The sequence below is a fragment of the Nocardia sp. 2TAF39 genome (assembly GCF_052114905.1).
Classification (GTDB): Bacteria; Actinomycetota; Actinomycetes; order Mycobacteriales; family Mycobacteriaceae; genus Nocardia.
In genome coordinates, this window is the sequence record NZ_JBFRFQ010000018.1 from 92,191 (window position 1) to 114,261 (window position 22,071).

A 22,071-nucleotide genomic window follows, 5' to 3' on the forward strand; every position below is an offset into this window, starting at 1 on the left:
GCCTTGATGATCAGGCTATAACCAGCGGCCGCGGCGTGCGCGCGGCACCACGAAAGGGGGCGTCGGACATGACCGATCCGGATCAGATCCGGCCAGGCGACTTCAACCGCGCGATCATCGCGGAGTTCCGTGCGAACGGGGGGAAGGTCGGCGGGATGTTCGAGGGGGCGCCGCTCGTGCTGCTCACCACCGTCGGCGCCCGCAGCGGTCACCCGCACACCGTGCCTGTCGTCTACCGCCGCGACGCGGATCGCTTACTGGTCTTCGGTTCCAACGCCAACGCCGACACTCATCCCGCCTGGTACTACAACGTGCGGGTGAATCCGGGGGTCACCGTCGAAGTCGGTACGGAGCAGGGGATCGAGACCTACACCGCGAGCGCCTCGATCCTGGAAGGTGCGGAACGGGATCGGCACTATGCCGCGCAGGCGAGCGACAACCCTGCGTTCGACGCCTATCAGGCGGCAACCGACCGGGTCATTCCGGTGGTTGCGCTGCGTCCCCCCGCTCGCCCCGGACTGGGCCGGCGTCGCTTCCTGGCGGGCGCCGGCGCGACCGTGACCGTCGCGGCGGGTGTCGCAGGCGCGCTCGCGGTATCCGCTGCACCCGAACCGGCCGCGCCGACCCGGCAGCGTGCCGCCGCGATCGGCGACCATCTACGGCAGGTGCACGCGCAGCTGCGCCGTGATCTCGCCACTGTCCGAGCGGGTCTCGACGGACATTCGAACGCGCCGGACGTCGTCGCGAAACCGACTCTGCCGCAGGAGCTGCGCACGCACTGCGTCGCGTTCTGTAGTGCGCTGCACGAGCACCACACCAGCGAGGACGGCGTTTTCCCGCGCTGGTCCGCCTGCATCCCGAGCTGGCGCCCGTGGTGGACCGGCTGCAGCGCGAACATGGTGTAGTGGCCGCGGCGCTGACCGAGCTACGTGAGCTGCTCGAGACCGAAGGGTCTGGTGGCGTGGCTCGATTGCGCACCGAATTCGACCGCCTCGCAACAGAATTGGAAAACCACTTCAGCTACGAGGAAGACACGCTTGTCGAAACGCTGAACGCGGCCGACCCAGCCGCGCTACGAGCCGATGGCGGTCAGCGGTAGTTGACGAACTGGAGAGCGATGCCGAAATCCTCGCTCTTCAACAGGGAGATGACGGCCTGCAAGTCGTCGCGCTTCTTGCTGCTCACCCGCAGCTCCTCGCCCTGGATCTGCGCCTTCACGCCCTTCGGCCCCTCGTCGCGGATCTTCTTGGAGATCTTCTTCGCATGTTCGGCATCAATGCCCTGCACCAGCGAGCCGGTGATCCTGTACACCTTGCCGGACGCAGCGGGTTCGCCCGCGTCGAACGCCTTCAGCGAGATGTCGCGGCGGATCAGCTTCTCCTTGAACACCTCCAGCGCGGCCTTGACGCGCTCCTCCGCCTCGGCGGTGAGCACGATCTTGTCCTCGCCGGACCATTCGATCGACGCGCCGGTTCCGCGGAAGTCGTAGCGGGTGTTGAGCTCCTTCTCCGCCTGATGCAGGGCGTTGTCGACCTCCTGCCGGTCCACCTTGCTCACAACATCGAAAGACGAATCAGCCACGCTGCGCTCCTGTCCTGACGGTCCGACGGGTCACCACAACCGGATGTTTCCGGCCATCGTCAGTTCTACCCGGAGACCCGAGGTTAGTCGCCCGGCATGGCCGATAGCCAGCCGGTTTGCATTAGGGGTGCGGGTTCGATGTATTCTGCTCAGCGCGTAGAACAAGCGCGAACGGCAGGTTGCCCGAGCGGCCAATGGGAGCAGACTGTAAATCTGTCGGTGAAAGCCTACGTAGGTTCGAATCCTACACCTGCCACTCCGTTCGCTAGGTGAGCCTTGTATGCAGAAAGCGCATACAGGGCTCACTTCGTCTGTTTTGTGGGGGTGTAACCCCCACGCCCCGCCCGTTGGGGCTTCGCCCCCCGGACGCCCTTCCAGTGGTTGCGTTGATCACGTCGGTGTGGGTTACCTATTAGGCCCGGTCGATGTCGTGGTCGCTTCGGCTGACTGTTTTGTCCGTGGGGCAATCCCGCGCGCCGTCGGCGGGGCTCCGCCCCGGACCTCTTCCCGCTGGTTGCGTTGCTCGTTTGGGTGTTCGTTTTTGGGTCGGCGTGATAGCGGCTGCGGTGCGGCGGGGCCGGATTCCCTCGTTGCTCGCCCGTATGCTCGGGCCGACGCACTCTCGCGACCATGCACAGCGCGAGCCTTACGAACGACAAAAGTCGACACCCCATCCCTCCCAACCCACACAGCGCGAGTCTTACGAGCGCGTTCGCGGCCCGGCCGCTCGGACGCAAGCCAAGAGGGGGCCGCGAACTCGCCGCGCCCGCGCGGCCAAAAACACAGCTTTGACCACGCGGTTTGGTGGTGAGACCGGTGAGTGTGTAACCTCGTTCAAGACTTCGCCGCGCTGAGGTCGGGCTTGTGGATCTCGGTGCGGCAGCAGTCATGCCCCCTTAGCTCAGTCGGCAGAGCGTTTCCATGGTAAGGAAAAGGTCAACGGTTCGATTCCGTTAGGGGGCTCGCCGGATTGCCGGTGGTGACCGACTCGGCATCGCTCCTGTTGTTGCGGGAGTTGGGCGCGGCACCACGGCAATGCGACGCCGTGGCGGTGTAGCTCAGTCGGTAGAGCAAACGACTCATAATCGTTGTGTCGCCGGTTCAAGTCCGGCCATCGCTACCACAACCGATTAAGCCCATCAGGTACCGGAAAGAAGGCATATCGTGGCCGCGAAGTCCACCGATGTCCGGCCAAAGATCACCTTGGCCTGCGAGCAGTGCAAGCACCGCAACTACATCACCAAAAAGAACCGGCGTAACGACCCGGACCGGCTGGAGCTGAAGAAGTTCTGCCCGAACTGCGGCACGCACCGGGCGCATCGCGAATCCCGCTAGTCCTCCACGCGTGAACTACCGCGTGGTGTAAGGCCGGGAGTCGGATCCTGGTTATCTCGGGCCGTGGCACCGCGAGGGCCGGACATAAGTCCGGCCCTGACGCATTTTCACGGTGTGGGTGCGGTGGTGAGCGCTCGGCAGACTCCGGGTGACGGGGTCAGATAGGTACAGTCCTCCCGTGACAATCAACACCGGTATAGACGAAGCGGTCCAGACGGGCGAGGCATTCGATCCCGCGGCACATGCCGCGCAGATGGTCGGTCACCACTACCGCGTCGACGACTACTATGAGGTCGGCCGTGAGAAGGCGCGCGAATACGCGCGCGCCGTGCAGGACTACCACCCGGTGCACTGGGACGAGGACGTCGCGCAGGAGTACGGCTACGACAACCTGCTCGCACCGCTCACTTTCATCTCCCTGGTCGGGATTCTGGCCCAACGCAAACTGTTCGAAGAGGTCGTCACCGGTTACGACCTCAGCCAGATCATGCAGACCGACCAGATCCTCGAGTTCCATCGCCCTATCAAGGTCGGCGACCAGCTCACCTGCGACGTCCACTTGCACTCCTTCCGGCAGGCCTTCGGTGGCGACATCATCGTCACCAAGAACATCGTCACCGCGCAGAACGACGAGCTGGTGCTCACCACCTACACCACGCTGGTCGGCCGCAGCGGTGCCGACATCGACCCCAACCTCAACGCCGCCGTCCGCAACGTGCTCATGCACGGCATCGGCGAAGAAGCGCCGAGCCACCACCCGCGCAGCACTCCGTCTGTCGCCGCGCCGCCCGCGCCGGGCACCGTGGCCCCCTCGGTGGTGCCTACCAAGCACGCGATTCGCTTCGAGGACGTCTCGATCGGCGACGAGTTGCCCCCGCGCACGGTCCGGCTCACCCGCGGCGATCTGGTGAACTACGCGGGCGTCTCGGGTGATGCCAACCCGATCCACTGGAGCGACGAGGTCGTGAAGCTGGTCGGTCTGGACAACGTGGTCGCACACGGCATGCTCACCATGGGCCTCGGCGGCGGTTTCATCACCTCGTGGCTCGGCGATCCCGGTGCGGTCAAGGAATACAACGTGCGCTTCACCAGCCCGGTCTACGTAGGCACCGACGAGGCCGCCCAGGTCGAGTACACGGGTAAGGTGAAGTCGGTGGATCCGGAGGCCAAGACCGCGGTCGTCGCGATCGTGGCGAAGTCGGCGGGAAAGAAGATCTTCGGCCGCGCGACCGCGACCGTACAGCTGGCCTGACCTGGTCCGGCGACCCTGATTGGCTAATGTCGCGCACGGTGACGTAGACTCAGGTTTCTGGGGTCACCAGCCGCTGCGCGCTGCTCTGTAGGGCTGGTTCCAGGTGGTCCGCGAGGATCGCCGACGGGGCCGGCAACTGCCGGAGTGGCGCGCGTGTTGTGTGACACCAGTGCACAACTGAATATCGAACAGAGGTTGGGACAGCCGACACCGTCCAACCGAAGGGGCGTAGCTCAACTGGCAGAGCAGCGGTCTCCAAAACCGCAGGTTGCAGGTTCAAGTCCTGTCGCCCCTGCCCTGGATGCCAGCGACGAGAGAGGATCGACCCGTGAGCGAGCGCAGCGAGCGAACAATGGACGCAGCCGAGCGTTCGTTCGCTCGTGCCGGAGCCGAGCGCCAGCGAGGCGCAGGCATGAGCGAGCGTGGCGAGCGAGCCATTGGCACAGCGCGCATCGCGCACGCCGACGACGAGCGCAGCGAGGAGAAGGCGTGAGCGACGAGCGGGACACTCGCCACGGCGCGCATGCGGCCGACGAAGGCGATGACACCGCGGCAGCGACTCGGCCGAGCGGCAAGCGGTCCGCCCGGCGGGCTCGCAGTGCGTCGCCCTCGCAGATCGACAATGGCGGGGTCGCCACCCTCGACCGGCCGTCGCGGAAGGCAACCAAGACAACCGATCGGGCCGAACGCAAGAAGTCGGGTAATCCGTTCAAGCGTTTGATCAGGTTTCTGCGTGAGGTCATCGCGGAACTGCGCAAGGTGATCTGGCCCAACCGGAAGCAGATGGTCACCTATACGAGCGTTGTTCTGGTGTTCGTGATTTTTATGGTCGCGTTCATCAGCGGGTTGGATCTGGCGTTCATCAAGGGTGTCAACTGGCTGTTCGGCTAGCTGACGACGCCGACGCCGGTAGCCGATCCCGGGGTGGACACGGGCGGAAGCAATTTCGCCGCGCGCCCGGCCCGGCACGCAGAGGATGTACGTGACGACACAGGAAGCGAGTGCCCCAGTGAGCACCCCGGAGAACGACACACACAACGAGTTCCCGGTCGACGACGCGGTGGCCGAGCCCACCGACTCCGTCGAGGAGTTCGCGACCGATGAGACCGCGGTCGAGGAATCGGAGCCCGCTGAATCCGCCCCCACCGCGCCTGTCGAAGCCGAGCCCACCGACCCCGTCGCCGAGATGAAGGCCGCTCTGCGGCGTGCCCCCGGCGATTGGTATGTCATCCACTCTTACGCGGGCTACGAGAACAAGGTGAAGGCCAACCTCGAAACCCGTGTGCAGAACCTGGATCTCGAGGACTACATCTTCCAGGTCGAGGTGCCGACCGAAGAAGTCACCGAGATCAAGAACGGCCAGCGCAAACACGTCAATCGCAAGGTGCTCCCCGGCTACATCCTGGTCCGGATGGAGCTCAACGACGAGTCGTGGGGCGCGGTGCGCAACACCCCCGGTGTCACCGGATTCGTGGGCGCTACCTCCCGCCCGTCGCCGCTTTCCATCGACGACGTGGTGAAGTTCCTGGTCCCGGCCGCGCAGCAGCAGAAGAAGCCCGCCGCGGCCGCCGCTGCGGCGAGCGCCGACATCACTGGCGGCGACGTCGCGCCGAAGCCGGTCATCGAGGTCGACTTCGAGGTCGGCGAATCGGTGACCGTGATGGACGGCCCGTTCGCGACACTGCCCGCCAGCATCTCCGAGGTCAACGCCGAACAGCAGAAGCTCAAGGTGCTCGTGTCGATCTTCGGTCGCGAGACCCCGGTCGAACTGGCGTTCACCCAGGTCGCGAAGATCTAGACCAGTTCCGTCAGCGGCGGGGTGAATCTGCCCGGTCGAAGATCGCAACACCACGACTTGCAAAGAGCAAGGACAACAAACACCTAGGAAAGAAAGATGCCCCCCAAGAAGAAGAAGCTCGCCGGGATCATCAAGCTTCAGATCCAGGCCGGCCAGGCGAACCCGGCCCCTCCGGTCGGCCCCGCGCTCGGTCAGCACGGCGTCAACATCATGGAGTTCTGCAAGGCGTACAACGCCGCGACCGAGTCGCAGCGTGGCAACGTCATCCCGGTCGAGATCTCGGTGTACGAGGATCGGTCCTTCGACTTCAAGCTGAAGACTCCGCCTGCCGCCAAGCTGCTGCTCAAGGCCGCGGGTGTGCAGAAGGGTTCGGCCGAACCGCACCGGCTCAAGGTGGCCAAGGTGACCATGGACCAGGTCCGTGAGATCGCCAAGACCAAGCAGGAAGATCTGAACGCCAACGACGTCGAGCAGGCGGCCAAGATCATCGCGGGCACCGCGCGTTCGATGGGCATCACCGTCGAAGGCTGAGTTCCCATCGCCTCGTATTGATCGAGGATCCCGGCGCTCGTCGGGAGACGAGATCGCACACGTGGGAGGGCCGGCCAGGCCCGACAACCACATCTGAACACCGACAAGGACACAGACAAAATGGCAAAACGAAGCAAGGCGTATCTCGCCGCGGCCGAGAAGGTCGATCGCGACAAGTTGTACTCCCCGCTCGCCGCAGCGCGGCTGGCCAAGGAGACCGCCACCACCAAGACCGACGCGACCGTCGAGGTTGCCGTGCGTCTCGGTGTGGACCCCCGCAAGGCCGACCAGATGGTCCGCGGCACCGTCAACCTGCCGCACGGCACCGGTAAGACCGCCCGCGTCATCGTGTTCGCGGCGGGCGAGAAGGCCGCTGAGGCCGAGGCCGCCGGTGCGGACGCCGTCGGCGCCGAGGACCTGATCGAGCGGATCCAAGGCGGCTGGTTGGACTTCGACGCCGCGATCGCCACCCCGGACCAGATGGCCAAGGTCGGGCGCATCGCGCGTGTCCTCGGCCCGCGTGGTCTGATGCCGAACCCGAAGACCGGAACGGTCACCAACGACGTGACCAAGGCCGTCAACGAGATCAAGGGCGGCAAGATCAACTTCCGCGTCGACAAGCAGGCCAACCTGCACTTCGTCATCGGCAAGGCGTCCTTCGACGACGCCAAGCTCGTGGAGAACTACGGCGCCGCGCTGGACGAGATCCTGCGTGTCAAGCCGTCGACCGCCAAGGGCCGCTACGTCAAGAAGGTGTCGGTCTCGACGAACACCGGACCGGGCATCCCGGTGGACCCGAACCGCACCCGCAACCTCCTCGACGAGGACGCGTAGACAGCACCTGAGGAACACGGCAACGGCGGGAACGCGATCGCGTTCCCGCCGTTGCCGTGTTTACGGACTATTCCGCTGCGGGTTGTCGTTGGGCATGGCGTGACAGTCGTTCTGTTGATCTCCGGCAGCACGCGCGCTGCCTCCACCAATTCCGCCGCGCTACGCACCGTACGGGCGATCGCTCCGGACGGAGTTGAAACCCTCTGGTACGACGGGCTCGCCGAGTTGCCCGCCTTCAGCCCGGACGACGACGGCGCCGGGCATCCTTCGGTTCGCGCGCTGCGCCAACAGCTTTCCGATGCGGATGCGGTGCTGCTGTGCACCCCCGAATACGCGGGCACCCTGCCGGGCAGTCTGAAGAACCTGCTGGACTGGACGGTCGGCTCCGGCGACCTCTACGAGAAGCCGACGGCATGGATCACTGTCGCGGTGCCCGGCCGTGGCGACGGCGCGACCGCGACACTGCGCAGCGTGCTCGGTTATGTGGGCGCCGAGGTCGATCCGGACGCCTGCGTGCGGCTGCCGGTGCTACGCGAGGACATCGGGGCGGATGGGTTGGTGGCCGACGCCGATTTCCGCTCCGGCGCGTTGGACGCGCTGAACCGGCTCGTGCGGCACGCGGACCGGGCGGTCGCCTGAACGCCCCGCCGATCGCGACCGTGATCGCGAAGGGTCAAGCGGCGGTACCGAATTCGAGCGGCGTGCATCCGCTGGAAATACTGGACACATCTGTGCATTGATGTGGGTCAAGAACACAATGGGTGGTATCGGGAGCGTCAATTTTCGTCGAAGGGCGGCCGTTTTGGCAGATGGGGACCCATCCGGGTACATTGGACGGCAGTTATCGACGAGTTCGATCGCTACCCAATCCGTTCTACCGAAGACCGTTGGTCGCCGTTCCCACATGGGTTCGGTCGAAGGTCCGGCGACATTGCCGGCGGCCCACGCAGGGAGAGCCGAGGCTGGGAATTGGTCCGGGCAAGCCCGGGACCGGTTTTCTGTTGCGCCCCGGAACGCTCTGCGTTCGGGGCGTTTGTTTTGTCGCCGGCCCCTGATCGGTAGTTCGCGTATACGAACCGACCATCAGAGAGGAGGCGAAGTATGGCAAAACCCGAGAAGGTCACCGCGGTCGAGGAGATCGCGGAGCAGTTCAAGAGCTCGACGGCCACCGTCGTCACGGAATACCGTGGCCTGTCGGTCGGCAAGCTCACCGAGCTGCGGCGCGCGCTCGGCGCCGAAGCCACGTACTCCGTCGCCAAGAACACCCTGGTCAAGCGCGCCGCCGCCGAGGCGGGCGTGGAAGGCCTCGACGACCTTTTCGTCGGACCGACCGCGATCACCTTCATCACGGGCGAGCCGGTCAACGCGGCCAAGGCCCTGAAGACCTTCGCGAAGGACAACAAGGCGCTGGTCATCAAGGGCGGCTACATGGACGGCGCTCCGCTGTCCGTGTCCGAGGTCGAGCGCATCGCCGATCTGGAAACCCGCGAGGTGCTGCTGGCCAAGCTGGCCGGCGCGCTGAAGGGCAACCTCGCGAAGGCTGCCGGTCTGTTCAACGCTCCCGCCTCGCAGGTGGCCCGCCTGGCCGCCGCGTTGCAGGAGAAGAAGCAGGCCGAAGGCGAAGCTGCCGAGTAACTCCCCGTGCGGCACGATTCGCCCCGCATAGACATCAACTACCGAAAGGAAAACAACAATGGCCAACGTTGACGAACTGCTCGAGACCTTCGGCAACATGACCCTGCTCGAGCTGTCGGACTTCGTGAAGAAGTTCGAGGAGAAGTTCGAGGTCACCGCGGCTGCTCCGGTCGCCGTCGCCGCCGTCGGTGCCGCCGCGCCGGCCGAGGCCGTCGAGGAGCAGGACGAGTTCGATGTCGTCCTCGAGGGTGCTGGCGACAAGAAGATCCAGGTCATCAAGGTGGTCCGCGAGATCGTCTCCGGCCTGGGCCTGAAGGAAGCCAAGGACCTGGTCGAGAGCGCCCCGAAGTCGATCCTGGAGAAGGTCGCCAAGGACGCCGCCGAGGCCGCCAAGGCGAAGCTGGAAGAGGCCGGCGCCAAGGTCTCGGTCAAGTAATTCTGACCGAAATACGCCGAACGGGCGGTTCCCCAATGCGGGGAGCCGCCCGTTCGGCTCTTTTCGGCAACGTGGGCGGAATTGTGAATATCGCGAGCTTTGGGGGGTTACTCTTCGGTCAGGTTAGGGGTGTGCCCCATCTGGCGCATGGGATACAGTGACCGCACCCCCCTGTGACGTGACACACCGCGATGGCCGAGCGCGCGGTTCGCCGGTGGGGCAGCTCGTTGAGAATTGTGGAGGTTGGCGTGGGCGTCGAGGTCAGGACCGAAAGTGTTACCAAATCCTTTGGTTCCCAGCGCATTTGGCAGGACGTTTCGCTGACGTTGCCATCCGGCGAGGTCAGCGCTCTGCTGGGCCCGTCCGGTACCGGTAAGTCGGTCTTCCTGAAGTCGCTGATCGGTCTGCTTCGTCCGGAGCGCGGTTCGATCTACATCGACGGCACAGACATCACGACCTGCTCCAACAAGGAGCTCTACGAGATCCGCAAGCTGTTCGGTGTCCTGTTCCAGGACGGTGCGCTGTTCGGGTCGATGAATCTGTTCGACAACGTGGCCTTCCCGCTTCGTGAGCACACGAAGAAGCGGGAGGACGAGATCCGCAAGATCGTCATGGAGAAGCTGGAGCTGACCGGTCTGCTCGGCGCCGAGGGCAAGCTGCCCGGCGAGATCTCCGGCGGTATGCGCAAACGCGCTGGTCTGGCCCGCGCGCTGGTGCTGGATCCGCAGATCATCCTGGTCGACGAGCCCGACTCGGGTCTGGACCCGGTGCGCACCTCGTACCTGAGCCAGCTGCTGATCGATATCAACGCACAGATCGACGCCACGATCCTGATCGTCACGCACAACATCAACCTGGCCCGCACCGTGCCGGACAACATCGGAATGCTCTTCCGCCGCCAGCTGGTCATGTTCGGACCACGCGAGGTGCTGCTCACCTCGGAAGAGCCGGTGGTCAAGCAGTTCCTCAACGGCCGCATGATCGGTCCGATCGGCATGTCGGAGGAGAAGGACGAGGCGCAGATGGCGCGCGAGCAGGCGCTCGTGGACGCCGGTCATCACCATGGTGGCGCTGAGGAGGTCGAAGGGATCATCCCGCAGATGCGCGCGACACCCGGTATGCCGGTGCGGCAGGGGGTGTTGCGGCGTAAGGAGCGCGTCCGCGGGATCATGCACACGTTGCCGCACGCAGCCCAGGTCGCGATCCGCGAGTCACTTGCGGAGAACGACGATACGCAGGTGATGGCGTACAACAGCGGCGACCTGGCTGATTATCAAGGCAGCGCATTCGACACTACCGTGCGACACAACACAACCAACGGGTAACATCTGCGATCGTGACCTCCTCCCTGGCGCGATTGCGGACTCCACTGGAGTCGGGGTTTGCCCAGGTAGGAAACATTTTCGCGCTGTTCATCGACGTTCTGCGCAAGACGTTCCGCCGCCCGTTCGAATGGCGTGAGTTCATCGAGCAGTCCTGGTTCATCGCGAGTGTCTCGATCCTTCCCAGCGCACTGGTCGCGATCCCGTTCGGCGCGGTTGTCGCACTGCAGACCGGCTCGCTGATCAAGCAGCTGGGTGCCGAGTCCTTCACCGGCGCAACCAGTGTGCTTGCCACCGTCCAGCAGGCGGCTCCGGTCGTCACGGCGCTGATCATCGCGGGCGCGGCCGGGTCTGCGGTGGCCGCGGACCTCGGCTCGCGCACCATCCGCGAGGAGATCGACGCGTTGGAGGTGCTCGGTGTCGACCCGGTGCGAAAGCTGGTCGTACCGCGCGTGCTCGGCATGATGCTGGTGGGGCTCCTGCTCAACGGCCTGGTGTCGGTCGTCGGTATCGCGGGCGGGTACTTCTTCAACGTGCTGCTGCAGGGCGGAACGCCGGGTGCCTACCTGGCCTCGTTCTCGGCGCTTGCCCAGCTGCCGGACCTGTGGATCGGTGAGATCAAGGCAGCGGTCTTCGGCCTGATCGCCGGCGTGATCGCGGCATACAAAGGGCTGCATCCCAAAGGGGGTCCGAAAGGAGTCGGTGACGCGGTGAACCAATCCGTAGTGATCACATTCATGGTTCTGTTCTTCGTGAATCTCATTCTGACCCTGGTGTACCTGCAAGTCGTCCCGGCGAAGGGTGCCTGACCCGGTGGCCAGCTCGTATCGAACCCCGGTCTTCGCCAAGTCGCTACGCCGGGCGGGAGATTTCGTCCGCTCACCGCTGAACGTCATCGATCGCGCGGGCGATCAGATGTCCTTCTACTCGCGCGCCATCGCCTGGATCCCGCGCACCGCCGTGCACTACCGCAAGGAGGTCATGCGGCTGCTCGCCGAGGTTACCTTCGGGACCGGCGCGCTCGCGGTGATCGGCGGCACCATCGGCGTCATCGTGTTCATGTCCGGCTCGGTCGGCGTCGTGGTCGGCCTGCAGGGCTTCAAGGCCCTCGACGCACTCGGCAGCTCGGCGCTCACCGGCTTTCTCACCGCCTACATCAACACCCGCGAGATCGCGCCGCTGGTCGCCGCGCTCGCACTCTCGGCGACGGTCGGATGTGGTTTCACCGCGCAGCTCGGTGCCATGCGAATCTCCGAGGAGATCGATGCACTCGAGGTGATGGCGGTGCCCGGCGTGCCATTCCTGGTCACCACCCGCGTGATCGCCGGATTCGTTGCGGTGATTCCGCTGTACGTCGTAGGTTTGCTCGGCACGTTCCTGGCGTCCCGAATGGTCAGCATCTGGTTCAACGGCCAATCCAGCGGGTCCTATGACCACTACTTCAGCCTGTTCCTGCCACCGGAGGATGTGCTCTATTCGTTCCTCAAGGTGCTGGTCTTCGCCTTCGTGATCATCTTGGTGCACTGCTACTACGGTTTCCATGCCACCGGCGGTCCCGCGGGCGTCGGTGTCGCGGTGGGTCGCGCGGTCCGCGCCGCGATCGTCCTGGTGAACGTGCTCGACTTCTTCCTCAGCCTCGCGATCTGGGGCACAACGACCACGGTGCGAGTGGCCGGATGAGCCGGGGGGTGCAGGCCTGGCGCTCGACCGAGAAACTGCGGGTTCGTGTGCTGGGCATCGCGTTCTTCCTCGTGGTCGGCCTGTTCCTGTGGACGACCATCGCGGTTTACAACAAGCAATTCGTCGAGACCGTCGACGTCGACCTGGTGACCGACAGCGTCGGCAACGCGCTGACCCGCAACGCGGATGTGAAGGTGCGCGGCGTCAGCGTCGGAGAGGTGCGCTCCAGCCGCTCCGAGGGCGGAAAGGTGACGCTGAACCTGGCCATCGACCCGGACAAAGCGCAACAGATTCCGGCCAACGCGACCGCGCGGTTGCTGCCCAAGACGTTGTTCGGCGAGCGCTACGTGGACCTGGTCATTCCGGAGGACCGAAGCGCACAGCATCTGACGAATGGTGTGACGCTGCACCAGGACGTCAGCGGCAACGCCATCGAGCTGAGCAAGCTACTCGACGATCTGCTCCCGCTGCTGCAAGCGATTCCGCCGCAGGACCTCGCCGCCACCCTGGGCGCGCTGTCCCAGGCGCTTGCCGGTCGAGGTTTCGCGCTCGGCGAGAGCGTGGACAAGCTGGACAACATCTTCCGCCAAGTCAACGGCGTGCTCCCGGACCTGCGGGAGGACCTGCGCAGTTTCGCCCAGGTCGCCGCCACCTATTCCGACGCAGCGCCGCAGCTGATCGAGGCGCTGGACAACCTGAGAACCACCAACGCGACGATCGTGCAGCGGCGCACCGACATCGACGCGCTCTACGCCACGTTGACTCCGACCTCGTCGAGCACCGCCGACTTCCTGATCGCCAACCGCGACAACATCATCGACCTGGCCGCCGACTCCCGGCCCGCGCTGGAACTGTTGGCCTACTACTCGCCGAACTATGCCTGCTCGCTGGCGAACTTCGCGCAGATGAAGCCCCGCATCGACCAGGTCTTCGGCAAGGGCACCGATCGGCCCGGCTCCCGGGTGAGTATCGAGCTGACCAATACCCGCGGCAAATACCTGCCCAACCAGGACGAGCCGCGCTGGCTGGACCCTCGTGGCCCGTGGTGCATCCCAGAGCTGCCCACTGGCGTCGACCCCGGCCAGTACACGGGAGGACCGAACAACGACGGTTCCTACGCGGTGCCCAGCCGTAACCCGGGGGACCAGGTAAGCGGCAAGCTGGAGCCGCCGCAGTTCGGCGTCTACCCAGGGACCAAGGTGCCGACGGTTGCCGGCTCGCCGATGGAGCAGCAGTCGCTCGGCGCGATCTATGGCGCGGCCAACGGGGTCGCGCCAGATCAGGTGCCGAGTTGGGTGACCAGGGCCGGTGCGCCCGCATTTCGCGGAAGCGAGGTGAGGATTCGATGAAGCAGAAGCTGCGCGGCTTGGGCGGGCCGCTGACCAAGCTGATCGTTTTCATCGTCGTGACCCTGTTCGCGACCACCATGCTCGCTTTGTCCATCGCCAATTACAGCAGCGGCGGAACGGGTTTCAAGGCCCGGTTCACCGACGTCACCTCACTCAATCCGGGTGACGAGGTGCGGATCGCGGGCGTGCGGGTCGGCAAGGTCACCGACGTCTCGATCGTGGACAAGCGCTTGGCCGAGGTGAAGTTCGATCTCACCGACCGGAGTTGGCTGCCCGCAACGACTACGGCGACCATCAAGTACCGCAACCTGGTCGGCCAGCGCTACATCGCGCTGGAGCAGGGCGCCGGCGAGCAGGGCCGCAAGCTGAACAAAGGCGGGACCATCCCGTTGGAGCGCACCAGACCCGCGCTGAACCTCACCACGCTGTTCAACGGCTTCCGCCCGCTGTTCCGCACGCTGACCGCCGACGACGTGAACAAGCTGTCCTTCGAGATCATCCAGGTCTTCCAGGGCGAGCAGGGCACGATCCACGACCTGGTCGCGACCACCGCGAACCTGACCAACAAGATCGCGGACAAGGATGCGGTGATCGGTGAGCTGACCCGCAACCTGACCGCCGTGCTGGACACCGTCAACAAGCGCGACGACCAGTTCGACCAGCTGATCGTGAACACTGAAGCGTTGATCAGCGGCCTCGCCGCGGAACGTGACACGATCGGGCGCTCGGTGACTTCGCTCGCCGACCTGACCTCGGCCACCGCCGACCTGCTCGTGCCGGTCCGTCCGACGCTGCAGGGCTCGATCGCCGGCCTGAGTCAGCTGACCGGCACCCTCGACGACCGCAGCGACGAGGTGAACGAAGCGCTGCGAAATCTGCCGCTCAAGATGGAGAAGCTAGGCCGCGCCGCGAGCTACGGCTCTTGGTTCCAGTTCTATCTGTGCGGCATCGACATCGTCGTCGGGCCGGGCGCGGTCGACGCGCCCCAGCTCAACCTGCCCGCCGGGCTGCCGACGATCAATCAGCCGCTGTACACCAACGCCGCGCCACGCTGCCACGGGGAGGCTCGCTGATGGACGATCGCACCCTGCTCGGCAAGCGCAGCCCCGCGTTCATGGGTGTGCTCGGCATTGTCATCGTGCTGCTGGTGACGGTGTCGGCATTCTTTTTCGACCGGCTGCCGATCATCGGCGCAGGCACCAAGTACACCGCCGAGTTCAGTGAGGCGGCGGGCATCAAGAAGGGCAACGAGGTTCGCATCGCGGGCGTCAAGGTCGGCTCGGTTTCCGATGTCCGGCTCGCCGGTGACCGGGTGCTCGTCGACTTCCGCACTCAGGACGCTTGGATCGGTAATGAGACCACCGCGTCTATCCAGATCAAGACCCTGCTGGGGCAGAAGTATCTGGCGCTGGATCCGAAGGGCTCCGCACCCGCCGATCCGAAGAATCGGATTCCGTTGTCGCGCACGGTATCTCCGTATGACGTGGTGGACGCGTTCACCGACGCGGCGAGGAACATCGACCAGATCGACACCGCGCAGCTGGCCACGAGCATGCGGGTGCTGTCCGACGCGTTCGACACCACGCCGCCGGAGCTGCGCGGCTCCATCGACGGCGTCGCCCGGTTGTCGGAGACGCTGGCCAAGCGCGACGAGGAGCTGAAGAAGCTGTTCGCCGCGACCAGACAGACCACCAAGGTGCTCGCCGACCGCAATGCTGAGTTCGAGCGTCTGCTCGGCTCGGGCGGACAACTGCTCGCGGAGCTCAATATCCGGCAGCAGTCCATCGCGCAGCTGCTGTCCGGCGCCAGGGTCGTCTCGGCGGAGCTGAGCGCGCTGGTGCACGACAACGAGGAGCAGATCGGTCCGGCACTGAAGAACCTGCGCGCCTCGATCGACTTGCTCAACGACAACCAGCAGAACATTTCCAAGACCCTGGAACTCGCGGCGCCCTTCTACGGTCTCTATGCCAACGTGCTCGGCACCGGCCGCTGGTTCGACGCGGTGATCGTCAACCTGGTGCCGCCCGGCTTGCCCGAGATCCCTGGCGACCGTCCGCCGGTCCGCACCCTGGGAGGCAACTGACGTGGCGGGCAACCGGAGTAGCAATCCCGTGGGCGCGGTCAAGCATTCCAGCCGCGGCGCCAAGGCGGGCATCGCACTGGTAGTGGTCGTGGCGGTGCTGGTGGCCGGGGTGCTGTGGTGGCTGTTCGACCGGCTCACCACCACCAAGATCACCGCCTACTTCGATCGTTCGGTCGGCATCTACGAGGGCTCGGACGTGCGCATCCTCGGTGTGCCCGTGGGCTCGGTGGATTCGGTGGAGCCGCAGGGCGATCAGGTCAAGATAGTCATGAGCGTGGACCGCAAGTTCGACGTGCCCGCAGGCGCACGGGCCGCGCAGATCACGCCCTCGATCGTGTCGGACCGTTATATCCAACTGACCCCGGTCTACACCGGAGGCCCGAAGATGGACCGCAACGCGAGCATCCCGCGTGACCGCACGGTCACGCCGGTCGAGGTCGACCAACTGTACAAGAGCATCACCGAGCTGTCGGATGCGTTGGGCCCCAACGGGGCCAACGCCGAGGGCGCGGTGAACGAACTGGTGCGCACCGGCGCGGCGAACCTGGCGGGCAACGGTGAAGCGCTGGCCAACAGCCTCACCCAGCTGTCCAGAGCGGCGCGGTACCTGTCCGACGCGCGCGGAGACATCTTCGACACGGTCAAGAACTTGCAGTCCTTCGTCACCATGCTGGCCCAGAACGACCAGCAGGTGCGGCAGTTCAACGTCCAGCTCGCCGACCTGTCGACCTTCCTGGCCAACGAACGCGAAAACCTCGGCGCTGCGCTGCACCTGCTGTCGATCGCGCTCGGCGACGTGGCCAGGTTCATCGACGACAACCGGGATCTGGTGGCCGGCAACGCCGAAGGACTGACCACGCTCACCAAGACGCTGGCCGATCAGCGCAACGACGTGGCGGCCTTGCTGCCGGTGCTGCCGCTGGCGCTGAGCAACCTGATCAACGTGCACAACGCGGAATCGGGCACCCTCGACATGCGCGCCAACTTCACCGATCTGCAGGACCCGTTCGGTGCGCTGTGCAAGTTGCTGGACCTGTCCAAGTTGATGCCGGGCGATCCGAAGTTCGAGGCGCTCGGCAGGCAGATGCGGCCGGTCCTCGACCACTGCAAGGCGATCACCGATCAGATCACCGCCGGGGTGAAGACCCCGACGCTGATCCTGCCGTTCGGCATCCTCAGCGGCGAGAACCAGCAGCGTGACCCGGTGCCTGGCACGGTGCCCGGCACGCCGTCGGATCGGCTTCCGCCGTCGCAGGGAGGTGACCGATGACCCCTCGAATCCGCTCCGCCGCTCGCGGTCTCGGCGCCGCGCTGGCGGTCGGCCTGTCCGCCGCGCTGGTCAGCTCGTGCGCCGCCGACGGCATCTACAGCATCCCGCTGCCCGGCGGCGCCGACGTCGGCGACCATCCGATCCACATCGACATCCAGTTCGACGACGTGCTCGACCTGGTGCCGCAGTCCGCGGTCAAGGTCGAAGGCGTGCCGGTCGGCCGGGTCGAGGAGATCACCATCGGCAAGGACCAGTGGACCGCCACGGTGCGCACTGTGGTGAACGCGTCGGTGGACCTGCCCGCGAACGCGCGCGCCGAGGTCCGGCAGTCGAATCTGCTCGGCGAGAAGTTCATCGAGCTGTCCGAGCCCGCTGCGGACCCGGATTCGAAGAAGCTCGGCAACGGCTCGGTGATCCCGGTCGACCGCACCAGGCACGCGACCGAGATCGAGCAGGTGCTCGGCGCGCTGTCGTTGCTGCTCAACGGCGGCGGTGTCGCGCAGCTGCAGCCGATCGTCACCGAGCTGAACAAGACCCTCGGTGGCCGGGAGGGCCGCGTGCGCTCGCTGATCGAGCAGGCGAACATCCTGATCGACGGCCTGAACAAGCAGGTCGACGACATCACGAGGGCGCTGGACGGACTCGATCTGCTCAGCAGCAGGGTCAGCAGGCAGACCGTGCAGATCGGCAAGATCCTCGACGAGTTGCCGCGGGGCATCAAGATCCTGGCAGAGCAGCGTCCACAGCTGGTCGGACTGCTCGCTCAGCTGGACCGGCTCGGCGAGGTCGGCTTCGACGTGCTGAACACCTCGAAGGACGACCTGATTCGCGACCTCAGCTCGCTGCGGCCGACGCTGCAGGAACTCGGCCGTTCGGCTCCGGATCTGGTGACCGCGTTGCCGCTGGTGCCGACCTATCCGTTCCCCGACTCCTCGCTGGAGGCCACCTTCGGCGGACAGGTCAATACCTGGCTGTCGGTGGATCAGCAGATCGGCGTCACGCTGAGCAATCTCGGTGTGGGCAAACCGGATCCGGTGTACATTCCGCCGGTCGGTCCTCCGGTGCCGGTGAACCCGACCAACCCGTACTACAACGGCAACGGCCCGCGGCCGGGCTGGCCGACGGTGTCGATCCTGCCGCTGCCGCCGAACATGGCGCAGCCGCCCGCCCACGGCGTGCCGCCCAACCCCGTCGGCGCGCTCCTCGAGCAACTCGGGGTCGGTGGCGGGATCGGACAGAGAACGGAGGGGGGTCCCCGGTGACACGTCTGGTCCGGTGGCAGCTGATCGCGTTCGCGGTGGTCGCGGTGGTCGGCGTGGTGTTCGTCGGCGGCAAGTACATCCGGCTCGACCACATGCTCGGTTTCGGCGAGTACACGGTGCAGGTGCGGGCGGCGCAAACCGGCGGCATCTACCGGGGCGCCGAGGTGACCTACCGTGGTGTTCCGGTCGGCAGGGTCGGTGAACTGGAGCTCACCGACGACGGCGTGGTGCTGAATCTCGTCATCGACACGAGCTCGCCGAAGATCCCCGCCTCGGCGAAAGCCGTGGTGGCCAATCGGTCCGCGATCGGTGAGCAGTACGTCGACCTGCAACCCGACTCCAATGCGGGCCCATACCTGCGCGACAACTCGGTGATCGCCTCGGCGACCACTCCCGTGCCGGTTGAACAGCTGGTCGCCAGCGTGGACGGGTTCACCCGCTCAGTGGACCTGAACGCACTCAACACCACCGTCCGCGAACTGGGCAAGGCGTTCGACGGCAAGGGCGACGATCTGCAAGTGCTGATCGACTCGCTGAACAAGTTCACCGAGACATTCAACGAGACGCTGCCGCAGACGATCCAGTTGATCCGGGACGGCAGGATCGCGCTGGGCACCCAGGCCGAGCAGTCCGACGCCATCCGCCAGTTCAGCGACGGCCTGGACAAGCTCACCGCCCAGCTTCGTTCCAGCGACCCTGACGTGCGCAGGCTGATCGGCACCGGAACCGACGCGGGCGAGCAGATCGGCGCGCTGATCCACGAGAGCGGTGGGACGCTCACCGAAGACCTGGCCAACCTGCGGCTGCTGCTGCAGACCATCTCGCCGAAGTTCTACGCGCTGCGGCCGCTGCTGCAGATGCTTCCGCAACTGTCCATCGGCGCCTCCTCTACCGCGCCCGGCGACGGGACCAGCCATTTCGGTTTGGTGCTCGAGACCAACAACCCGCCCGCCTGTACCGTGGGCTACGAGGGTACGCAGCGGATTCTCGAGCAGATGAAGGCGCAGAACCCGGATTTCGACGACACACGCGACGAATTTCCGTTCAACAAGGACGCAAAATGTCTTGTGCCATTCGGTAATCCGACTGCCGTCCGCGGTGGCGAGCGAGCCGAGCTCGCCGATCCGAGCATCGTGCAGCCGTGGGACTCCAACCCCAAAACCGACCCGGAAAAGCTGAATCTCAATCCGATCGCCGTGCAGATGGCCACCCTACTGGGGGTCACGCCGAAGCGGTGACCAGTACCGATGACGTTAGGGTGTCTCGCGTGAGTGAGCGTAGCGACCGAACAACAGGCGCGACCGCGGATCGATCCGAGCAGGCCGATTCGACGGATCCGGAAGCGCCGCACATCGCGGTGCCGTCCGTGAAAGCGGCCGCCGCGGCCGTGGCTGCGGATTCGCCAGTCGAGGAAGTCGCCGAGGGAGAAAAGATCACTGCCGGCGCGTCGGAAAGTGTGTCGAAGCGCTCCGGCGGCTCGGCGGCGCTCGGTGGGTTCGCGCTCGTCGGCTCGGCCGCGCTGTTGGTCGTCGCCCTGATCGCTGCCGCCTGGTTCGGTACGGGCTGGGTACGCGCCGCGTTGACCGACGGCCCCCGCGCCGACGCCCGCGACACCGCGCTGGACGCTGCCCGTCAGGCCGCGCTGAACATGACGTCGATGAACCTCGACGATGTACCAGGCTCGCTCGCGCTGGCCAGGTCTTCGATGACCGGCGCGCTCCTCGCCTCGGCCACCAAGAACAAGGACCAAGCCGAGAAGCTGGCCCAGCAAACCGGTGTCGGAATGTCGTCGAAGGTGCTCGGCGCCGCGCTCACCACGCTCAACAGCGAGCAGGACAAGGCATCGGCGCTGGTCGTGCTGCAGGTGACCGAGACAGGCAAGGACAAGCCGCCTGCGGAGTACCGCTACACCTGGAGTGTCGACGTCGCCAAAAACGGCGATATCTGGAAGGCCGAGCAGATCTCCTCGCTCAGCCAGCCGGTGGCACTGAACGGTGGGCCGGGCCAGCAGTCGTCCGCGCCGCCCGCGGACCAGTCACCCGCCGCCCCGAAGCCGGGATCGTAGGAGGACAACCCATGACGTCTCGCCGACCGGTCAATCGGGTCACCTCCAAGCGCCGCCCCGGCGCCGAGCAACCGTCGCGTGCCGCCAGCCCACGTACCGAGCGCCCTACGCCGAGCGGTCGGCCGCGGGTGGCGGGTGCCTCACGCCCCACCATCGCGCGCGGAAAGTCGGGTGCCGAGCAGCGCCGGCAGGATAGCGCGCCGTTGTGGTTCCGCAAGGTCGTCGCGCCGATAGCGGCTCGATCGCAGGGCAGTGGCGCGGGACGCTCGTACTGGCCGCTCGTCGCAGGATTGCTGATCGCCGCAGTGTTGCTCGGTGCCTTCGCGGTGGTCGCCGCGAAGCGGCCCGGCGTGGACACCTCGAACCAGGCGTTCGTGAACAACGAGGCCACCCAGGAGGTGCGGGCGGCCGCCGACCACGCATTGCAGACCGTCTACGCCTATGACGTGAAGAACATCGACGGCTACCGTGGCACGGCCGCGCAGGTACTCACCGGAAAGATGCTGGCCGACCTGGATAAGTACGCCGACACCACAATCTCGGCGGTCAAGCAGGCCCAGACCAGCGCCGACGCCAAGGCGGATCCGATTGCGGTGTCGTTGCTCACAGAAGACCGTGCGGAGCTGATTGTCAACCTGGTGGTGAGCGCCACCAAGGACGGCGTCGCTCAGCAGAGCGTCGCGGGCCCGGTCGTCCTGCACATGCGGAAGGTGGACGGTCGTTGGCTGGCCAGCGACATCGTCGACCAGTGAGTGCCACGGGCATACGCCGGGATAGCGCAGCGCGCCAGGCGATCTCGCAGGCACCTCGGCCGGTCCTGCCACTTGACGAGTTTCGTCCGACCCGTCACGCTATTCACAACAGCGGCAGCTGTCACGGTGGCTTCAGCGCACCACGGGCTCGGGACGCAGCCAGCGAATTCGGCCCGGCGCGCCAGCCACGCGGACGTTCGCACGGGTGGTACTTTGACACCCCCGTGTACATGGGTGTAGGTTTGGACGTTGCGCTGGCTGCCTCCTGTCCATACCTCGATTTGCACACGTAAGTTCCACCCCTTCGGTGTTGCTCTCGTTCGTGCCTGTTCGAGTTTCGTTCGGGTTGTAACCAGCGGAATTCGTAGCAGACAAGCGACGGTCGCGGACCACCACGCGACGCGCGTGAGGTGCTGGAAGGACGCATCTTGGCAGTCTCCACCCAGACCAAGGCAGTTGCCGGAATCCCCGGAGCCCCGTTGCGGGTGTCTTTCGCGAAGATCCGTGAACCCTTGGAGGTGCCCGGACTTCTCGATCTACAAACAGAATCATTCGCCTGGTTGATCGGTTCGCCGAATTGGCGCGAGCGTGCCGCCGCTCGCGGTGACGTCGGCCTGGTCGGCGGACTCGAGGAGGTGCTCGAGGAGCTCTCTCCGATCGAGGACTTCTCCGGCTCGATGTCCCTGTCCTTCTCCGACCCACGCTTCGAAGAGGTCAAGGCCTCGATCGACGAGTGCAAAGACAAGGACATGACCTACGCGGCGCCGCTGTTCGTCACCGCGGAGTTCATCAACAACAACACCGGTGAGATCAAGAGTCAGACGGTCTTCATGGGTGATTTCCCGATGATGACCGACAAGGGCACGTTCATCATCAACGGCACCGA

The 22,071-nt window shown here is 65.6% G+C and carries 24 protein-coding genes, 4 tRNA genes and 1 pseudogene; 28 read left to right on the top strand and 1 reads right to left on the bottom strand.

Annotation, left to right across the window (positions count from 1 at the left end):
* Nucleotides 1-68: 68 nt before the first annotated feature.
* Together AB4Z47_RS14235 and AB4Z47_RS14240 are read left to right on the top strand one after the other, a co-directional pair.
* Nucleotides 69-905, top strand: a complete 837-nt coding sequence (locus AB4Z47_RS14235) for a nitroreductase/quinone reductase family protein (protein ID WP_441951009.1) — start codon at nucleotides 69-71, stop codon at nucleotides 903-905.
* Complete coding sequence (locus tag AB4Z47_RS14240) at nucleotides 872-1,099, top strand: hemerythrin domain-containing protein (protein WP_441951011.1); 228 nt, start codon at nucleotides 872-874, stop codon at nucleotides 1,097-1,099. The genes AB4Z47_RS14235 and AB4Z47_RS14240 overlap by 34 nt, the downstream gene beginning before the upstream one ends.
* On the opposite strand, the gene AB4Z47_RS14245 is transcribed toward AB4Z47_RS14240, so the two are convergent.
* Nucleotides 1,090-1,581, bottom strand: a complete 492-nt coding sequence (locus AB4Z47_RS14245; RefSeq protein ID WP_327110379.1) for a YajQ family cyclic di-GMP-binding protein — start codon at nucleotides 1,579-1,581, stop codon at nucleotides 1,090-1,092. The two genes, AB4Z47_RS14240 and AB4Z47_RS14245, sit on opposite strands and share 10 nt — an antisense overlap.
* 173 nt (nucleotides 1,582-1,754) lie before the next feature.
* On the opposite strand from AB4Z47_RS14245, the gene AB4Z47_RS14250 reads away from it, so the two are divergent.
* The 26 genes and pseudogenes from AB4Z47_RS14250 to AB4Z47_RS14375 all read left to right on the top strand — a co-directional run.
* Nucleotides 1,755-1,837, top strand: a tRNA-Tyr gene (locus AB4Z47_RS14250).
* A gap of 634 nt (nucleotides 1,838-2,471) precedes the next feature.
* A tRNA-Thr gene (locus AB4Z47_RS14255) sits at nucleotides 2,472-2,544 on the top strand.
* An 84-nt stretch (nucleotides 2,545-2,628) separates the two neighbouring features.
* Nucleotides 2,629-2,704, top strand: a tRNA-Met gene (locus AB4Z47_RS14260).
* Nucleotides 2,705-2,745: 41 nt separating this feature from the next.
* Complete coding sequence (gene rpmG / locus AB4Z47_RS14265; RefSeq protein ID WP_011211653.1) at nucleotides 2,746-2,916, top strand: 50S ribosomal protein L33; 171 nt, start codon at nucleotides 2,746-2,748, stop codon at nucleotides 2,914-2,916.
* Between the two features lie 184 nt (nucleotides 2,917-3,100).
* The gene (locus tag AB4Z47_RS14270) at nucleotides 3,101-4,168 is read left to right on the top strand and encodes a fused (3R)-hydroxyacyl-ACP dehydratase subunits HadA/HadB (RefSeq protein ID WP_441951065.1); all 1,068 of its coding nucleotides are present in this window, start codon (nucleotides 3,101-3,103) and stop codon (nucleotides 4,166-4,168) included.
* A 222-nt stretch (nucleotides 4,169-4,390) separates the two neighbouring features.
* Nucleotides 4,391-4,463: transfer RNA gene (locus AB4Z47_RS14275), tRNA-Trp, on the top strand.
* A 33-nt stretch (nucleotides 4,464-4,496) separates the two neighbouring features.
* Entirely contained in the window at nucleotides 4,497-4,661 is a 165-nt protein-coding gene (locus tag AB4Z47_RS14280; RefSeq protein ID WP_441951014.1) for a hypothetical protein, read from the top strand.
* Nucleotides 4,658-5,059, top strand: a complete 402-nt coding sequence (secE, locus tag AB4Z47_RS14285; RefSeq protein WP_441951016.1) for a preprotein translocase subunit SecE — start codon at nucleotides 4,658-4,660, stop codon at nucleotides 5,057-5,059. Before AB4Z47_RS14280 ends, secE begins: the two co-directional genes overlap by 4 nt.
* A gap of 118 nt (nucleotides 5,060-5,177) precedes the next feature.
* Nucleotides 5,178-5,966 carry a transcription termination/antitermination protein NusG gene (gene nusG / locus AB4Z47_RS14290; protein ID WP_441951066.1) on the top strand — a complete coding sequence of 263 codons (789 nt, stop codon included), beginning with the start codon at nucleotides 5,178-5,180 and terminating at the stop codon, nucleotides 5,964-5,966.
* 96 nt (nucleotides 5,967-6,062) lie between these two features.
* Nucleotides 6,063-6,497 carry a 50S ribosomal protein L11 gene (gene rplK, locus AB4Z47_RS14295; protein ID WP_040870318.1) on the top strand — a complete coding sequence of 145 codons (435 nt, stop codon included), beginning with the start codon at nucleotides 6,063-6,065 and terminating at the stop codon, nucleotides 6,495-6,497.
* A 120-nt stretch (nucleotides 6,498-6,617) separates the two neighbouring features.
* Nucleotides 6,618-7,331, top strand: coding sequence for a 50S ribosomal protein L1 (gene rplA / locus AB4Z47_RS14300; protein WP_441951018.1), 714 nt, complete (start codon nucleotides 6,618-6,620; stop codon nucleotides 7,329-7,331).
* A gap of 99 nt (nucleotides 7,332-7,430) precedes the next feature.
* Nucleotides 7,431-7,970, top strand: coding sequence for an NADPH-dependent FMN reductase (locus AB4Z47_RS14305; protein ID WP_441951020.1), 540 nt, complete (start codon nucleotides 7,431-7,433; stop codon nucleotides 7,968-7,970).
* 462 nt (nucleotides 7,971-8,432) lie between these two features.
* Nucleotides 8,433-8,966 (top strand): 50S ribosomal protein L10, encoded by a 534-nt coding sequence (gene rplJ / locus AB4Z47_RS14310; RefSeq protein WP_327110373.1) that lies wholly within the window; start codon nucleotides 8,433-8,435, stop codon nucleotides 8,964-8,966.
* 58 nt (nucleotides 8,967-9,024) lie between these two features.
* A complete protein-coding gene (gene rplL / locus AB4Z47_RS14315) occupies nucleotides 9,025-9,402 on the top strand; it encodes a 50S ribosomal protein L7/L12 (protein ID WP_327110372.1) in 378 nt (125 codons plus the stop codon).
* A gap of 191 nt (nucleotides 9,403-9,593) precedes the next feature.
* Complete coding sequence (locus tag AB4Z47_RS14320; protein WP_441951023.1) at nucleotides 9,594-10,727, top strand: ABC transporter ATP-binding protein; 1,134 nt, start codon at nucleotides 9,594-9,596, stop codon at nucleotides 10,725-10,727.
* An 11-nt stretch (nucleotides 10,728-10,738) separates the two neighbouring features.
* Nucleotides 10,739-11,533 carry an MlaE family ABC transporter permease gene (locus AB4Z47_RS14325; RefSeq protein ID WP_441951025.1) on the top strand — a complete coding sequence of 265 codons (795 nt, stop codon included), beginning with the start codon at nucleotides 10,739-10,741 and terminating at the stop codon, nucleotides 11,531-11,533.
* A 106-nt stretch (nucleotides 11,534-11,639) separates the two neighbouring features.
* Nucleotides 11,640-12,404 (top strand): ABC transporter permease, encoded by a 765-nt coding sequence (locus tag AB4Z47_RS14330; protein WP_327121315.1) that lies wholly within the window; start codon nucleotides 11,640-11,642, stop codon nucleotides 12,402-12,404.
* Nucleotides 12,401-13,753, top strand: coding sequence for an MCE family protein (locus AB4Z47_RS14335; protein WP_441951026.1), 1,353 nt, complete (start codon nucleotides 12,401-12,403; stop codon nucleotides 13,751-13,753). The genes AB4Z47_RS14330 and AB4Z47_RS14335 overlap by 4 nt, the downstream gene beginning before the upstream one ends.
* A complete protein-coding gene (locus AB4Z47_RS14340; protein ID WP_441951028.1) occupies nucleotides 13,750-14,826 on the top strand; it encodes an MCE family protein in 1,077 nt (358 codons plus the stop codon). The genes AB4Z47_RS14335 and AB4Z47_RS14340 overlap by 4 nt, the downstream gene beginning before the upstream one ends.
* On the top strand, nucleotides 14,826-15,836 hold the full coding sequence (locus AB4Z47_RS14345) for an MCE family protein (protein ID WP_441951030.1): 1,011 nt from the start codon (nucleotides 14,826-14,828) through the stop codon (nucleotides 15,834-15,836). Before AB4Z47_RS14340 ends, AB4Z47_RS14345 begins: the two co-directional genes overlap by 1 nt.
* Before the next feature lie 28 nt (nucleotides 15,837-15,864).
* Complete coding sequence (locus tag AB4Z47_RS14350; RefSeq protein ID WP_441951032.1) at nucleotides 15,865-17,106, top strand: MCE family protein; 1,242 nt, start codon at nucleotides 15,865-15,867, stop codon at nucleotides 17,104-17,106.
* Nucleotides 17,103-18,368: an MCE family protein gene (locus AB4Z47_RS14355; RefSeq protein WP_441951034.1), complete on the top strand. Its 1,266-nt coding sequence runs from the start codon at nucleotides 17,103-17,105 to the stop codon at nucleotides 18,366-18,368. Before AB4Z47_RS14350 ends, AB4Z47_RS14355 begins: the two co-directional genes overlap by 4 nt.
* On the top strand, nucleotides 18,365-19,606 hold the full coding sequence (locus tag AB4Z47_RS14360; protein WP_441951036.1) for an MCE family protein: 1,242 nt from the start codon (nucleotides 18,365-18,367) through the stop codon (nucleotides 19,604-19,606). Before AB4Z47_RS14355 ends, AB4Z47_RS14360 begins: the two co-directional genes overlap by 4 nt.
* A gap of 29 nt (nucleotides 19,607-19,635) precedes the next feature.
* Nucleotides 19,636-20,433, top strand: coding sequence for a hypothetical protein (locus AB4Z47_RS14365; RefSeq protein WP_441951038.1), 798 nt, complete (start codon nucleotides 19,636-19,638; stop codon nucleotides 20,431-20,433).
* Between the two features lie 11 nt (nucleotides 20,434-20,444).
* Nucleotides 20,445-21,185, top strand: coding sequence for a hypothetical protein (locus AB4Z47_RS14370; protein ID WP_441951040.1), 741 nt, complete (start codon nucleotides 20,445-20,447; stop codon nucleotides 21,183-21,185).
* A 410-nt stretch (nucleotides 21,186-21,595) separates the two neighbouring features.
* Nucleotides 21,596-22,071 (top strand): annotated as a pseudogene (locus AB4Z47_RS14375) (DNA-directed RNA polymerase subunit beta); the annotation flags it as partial.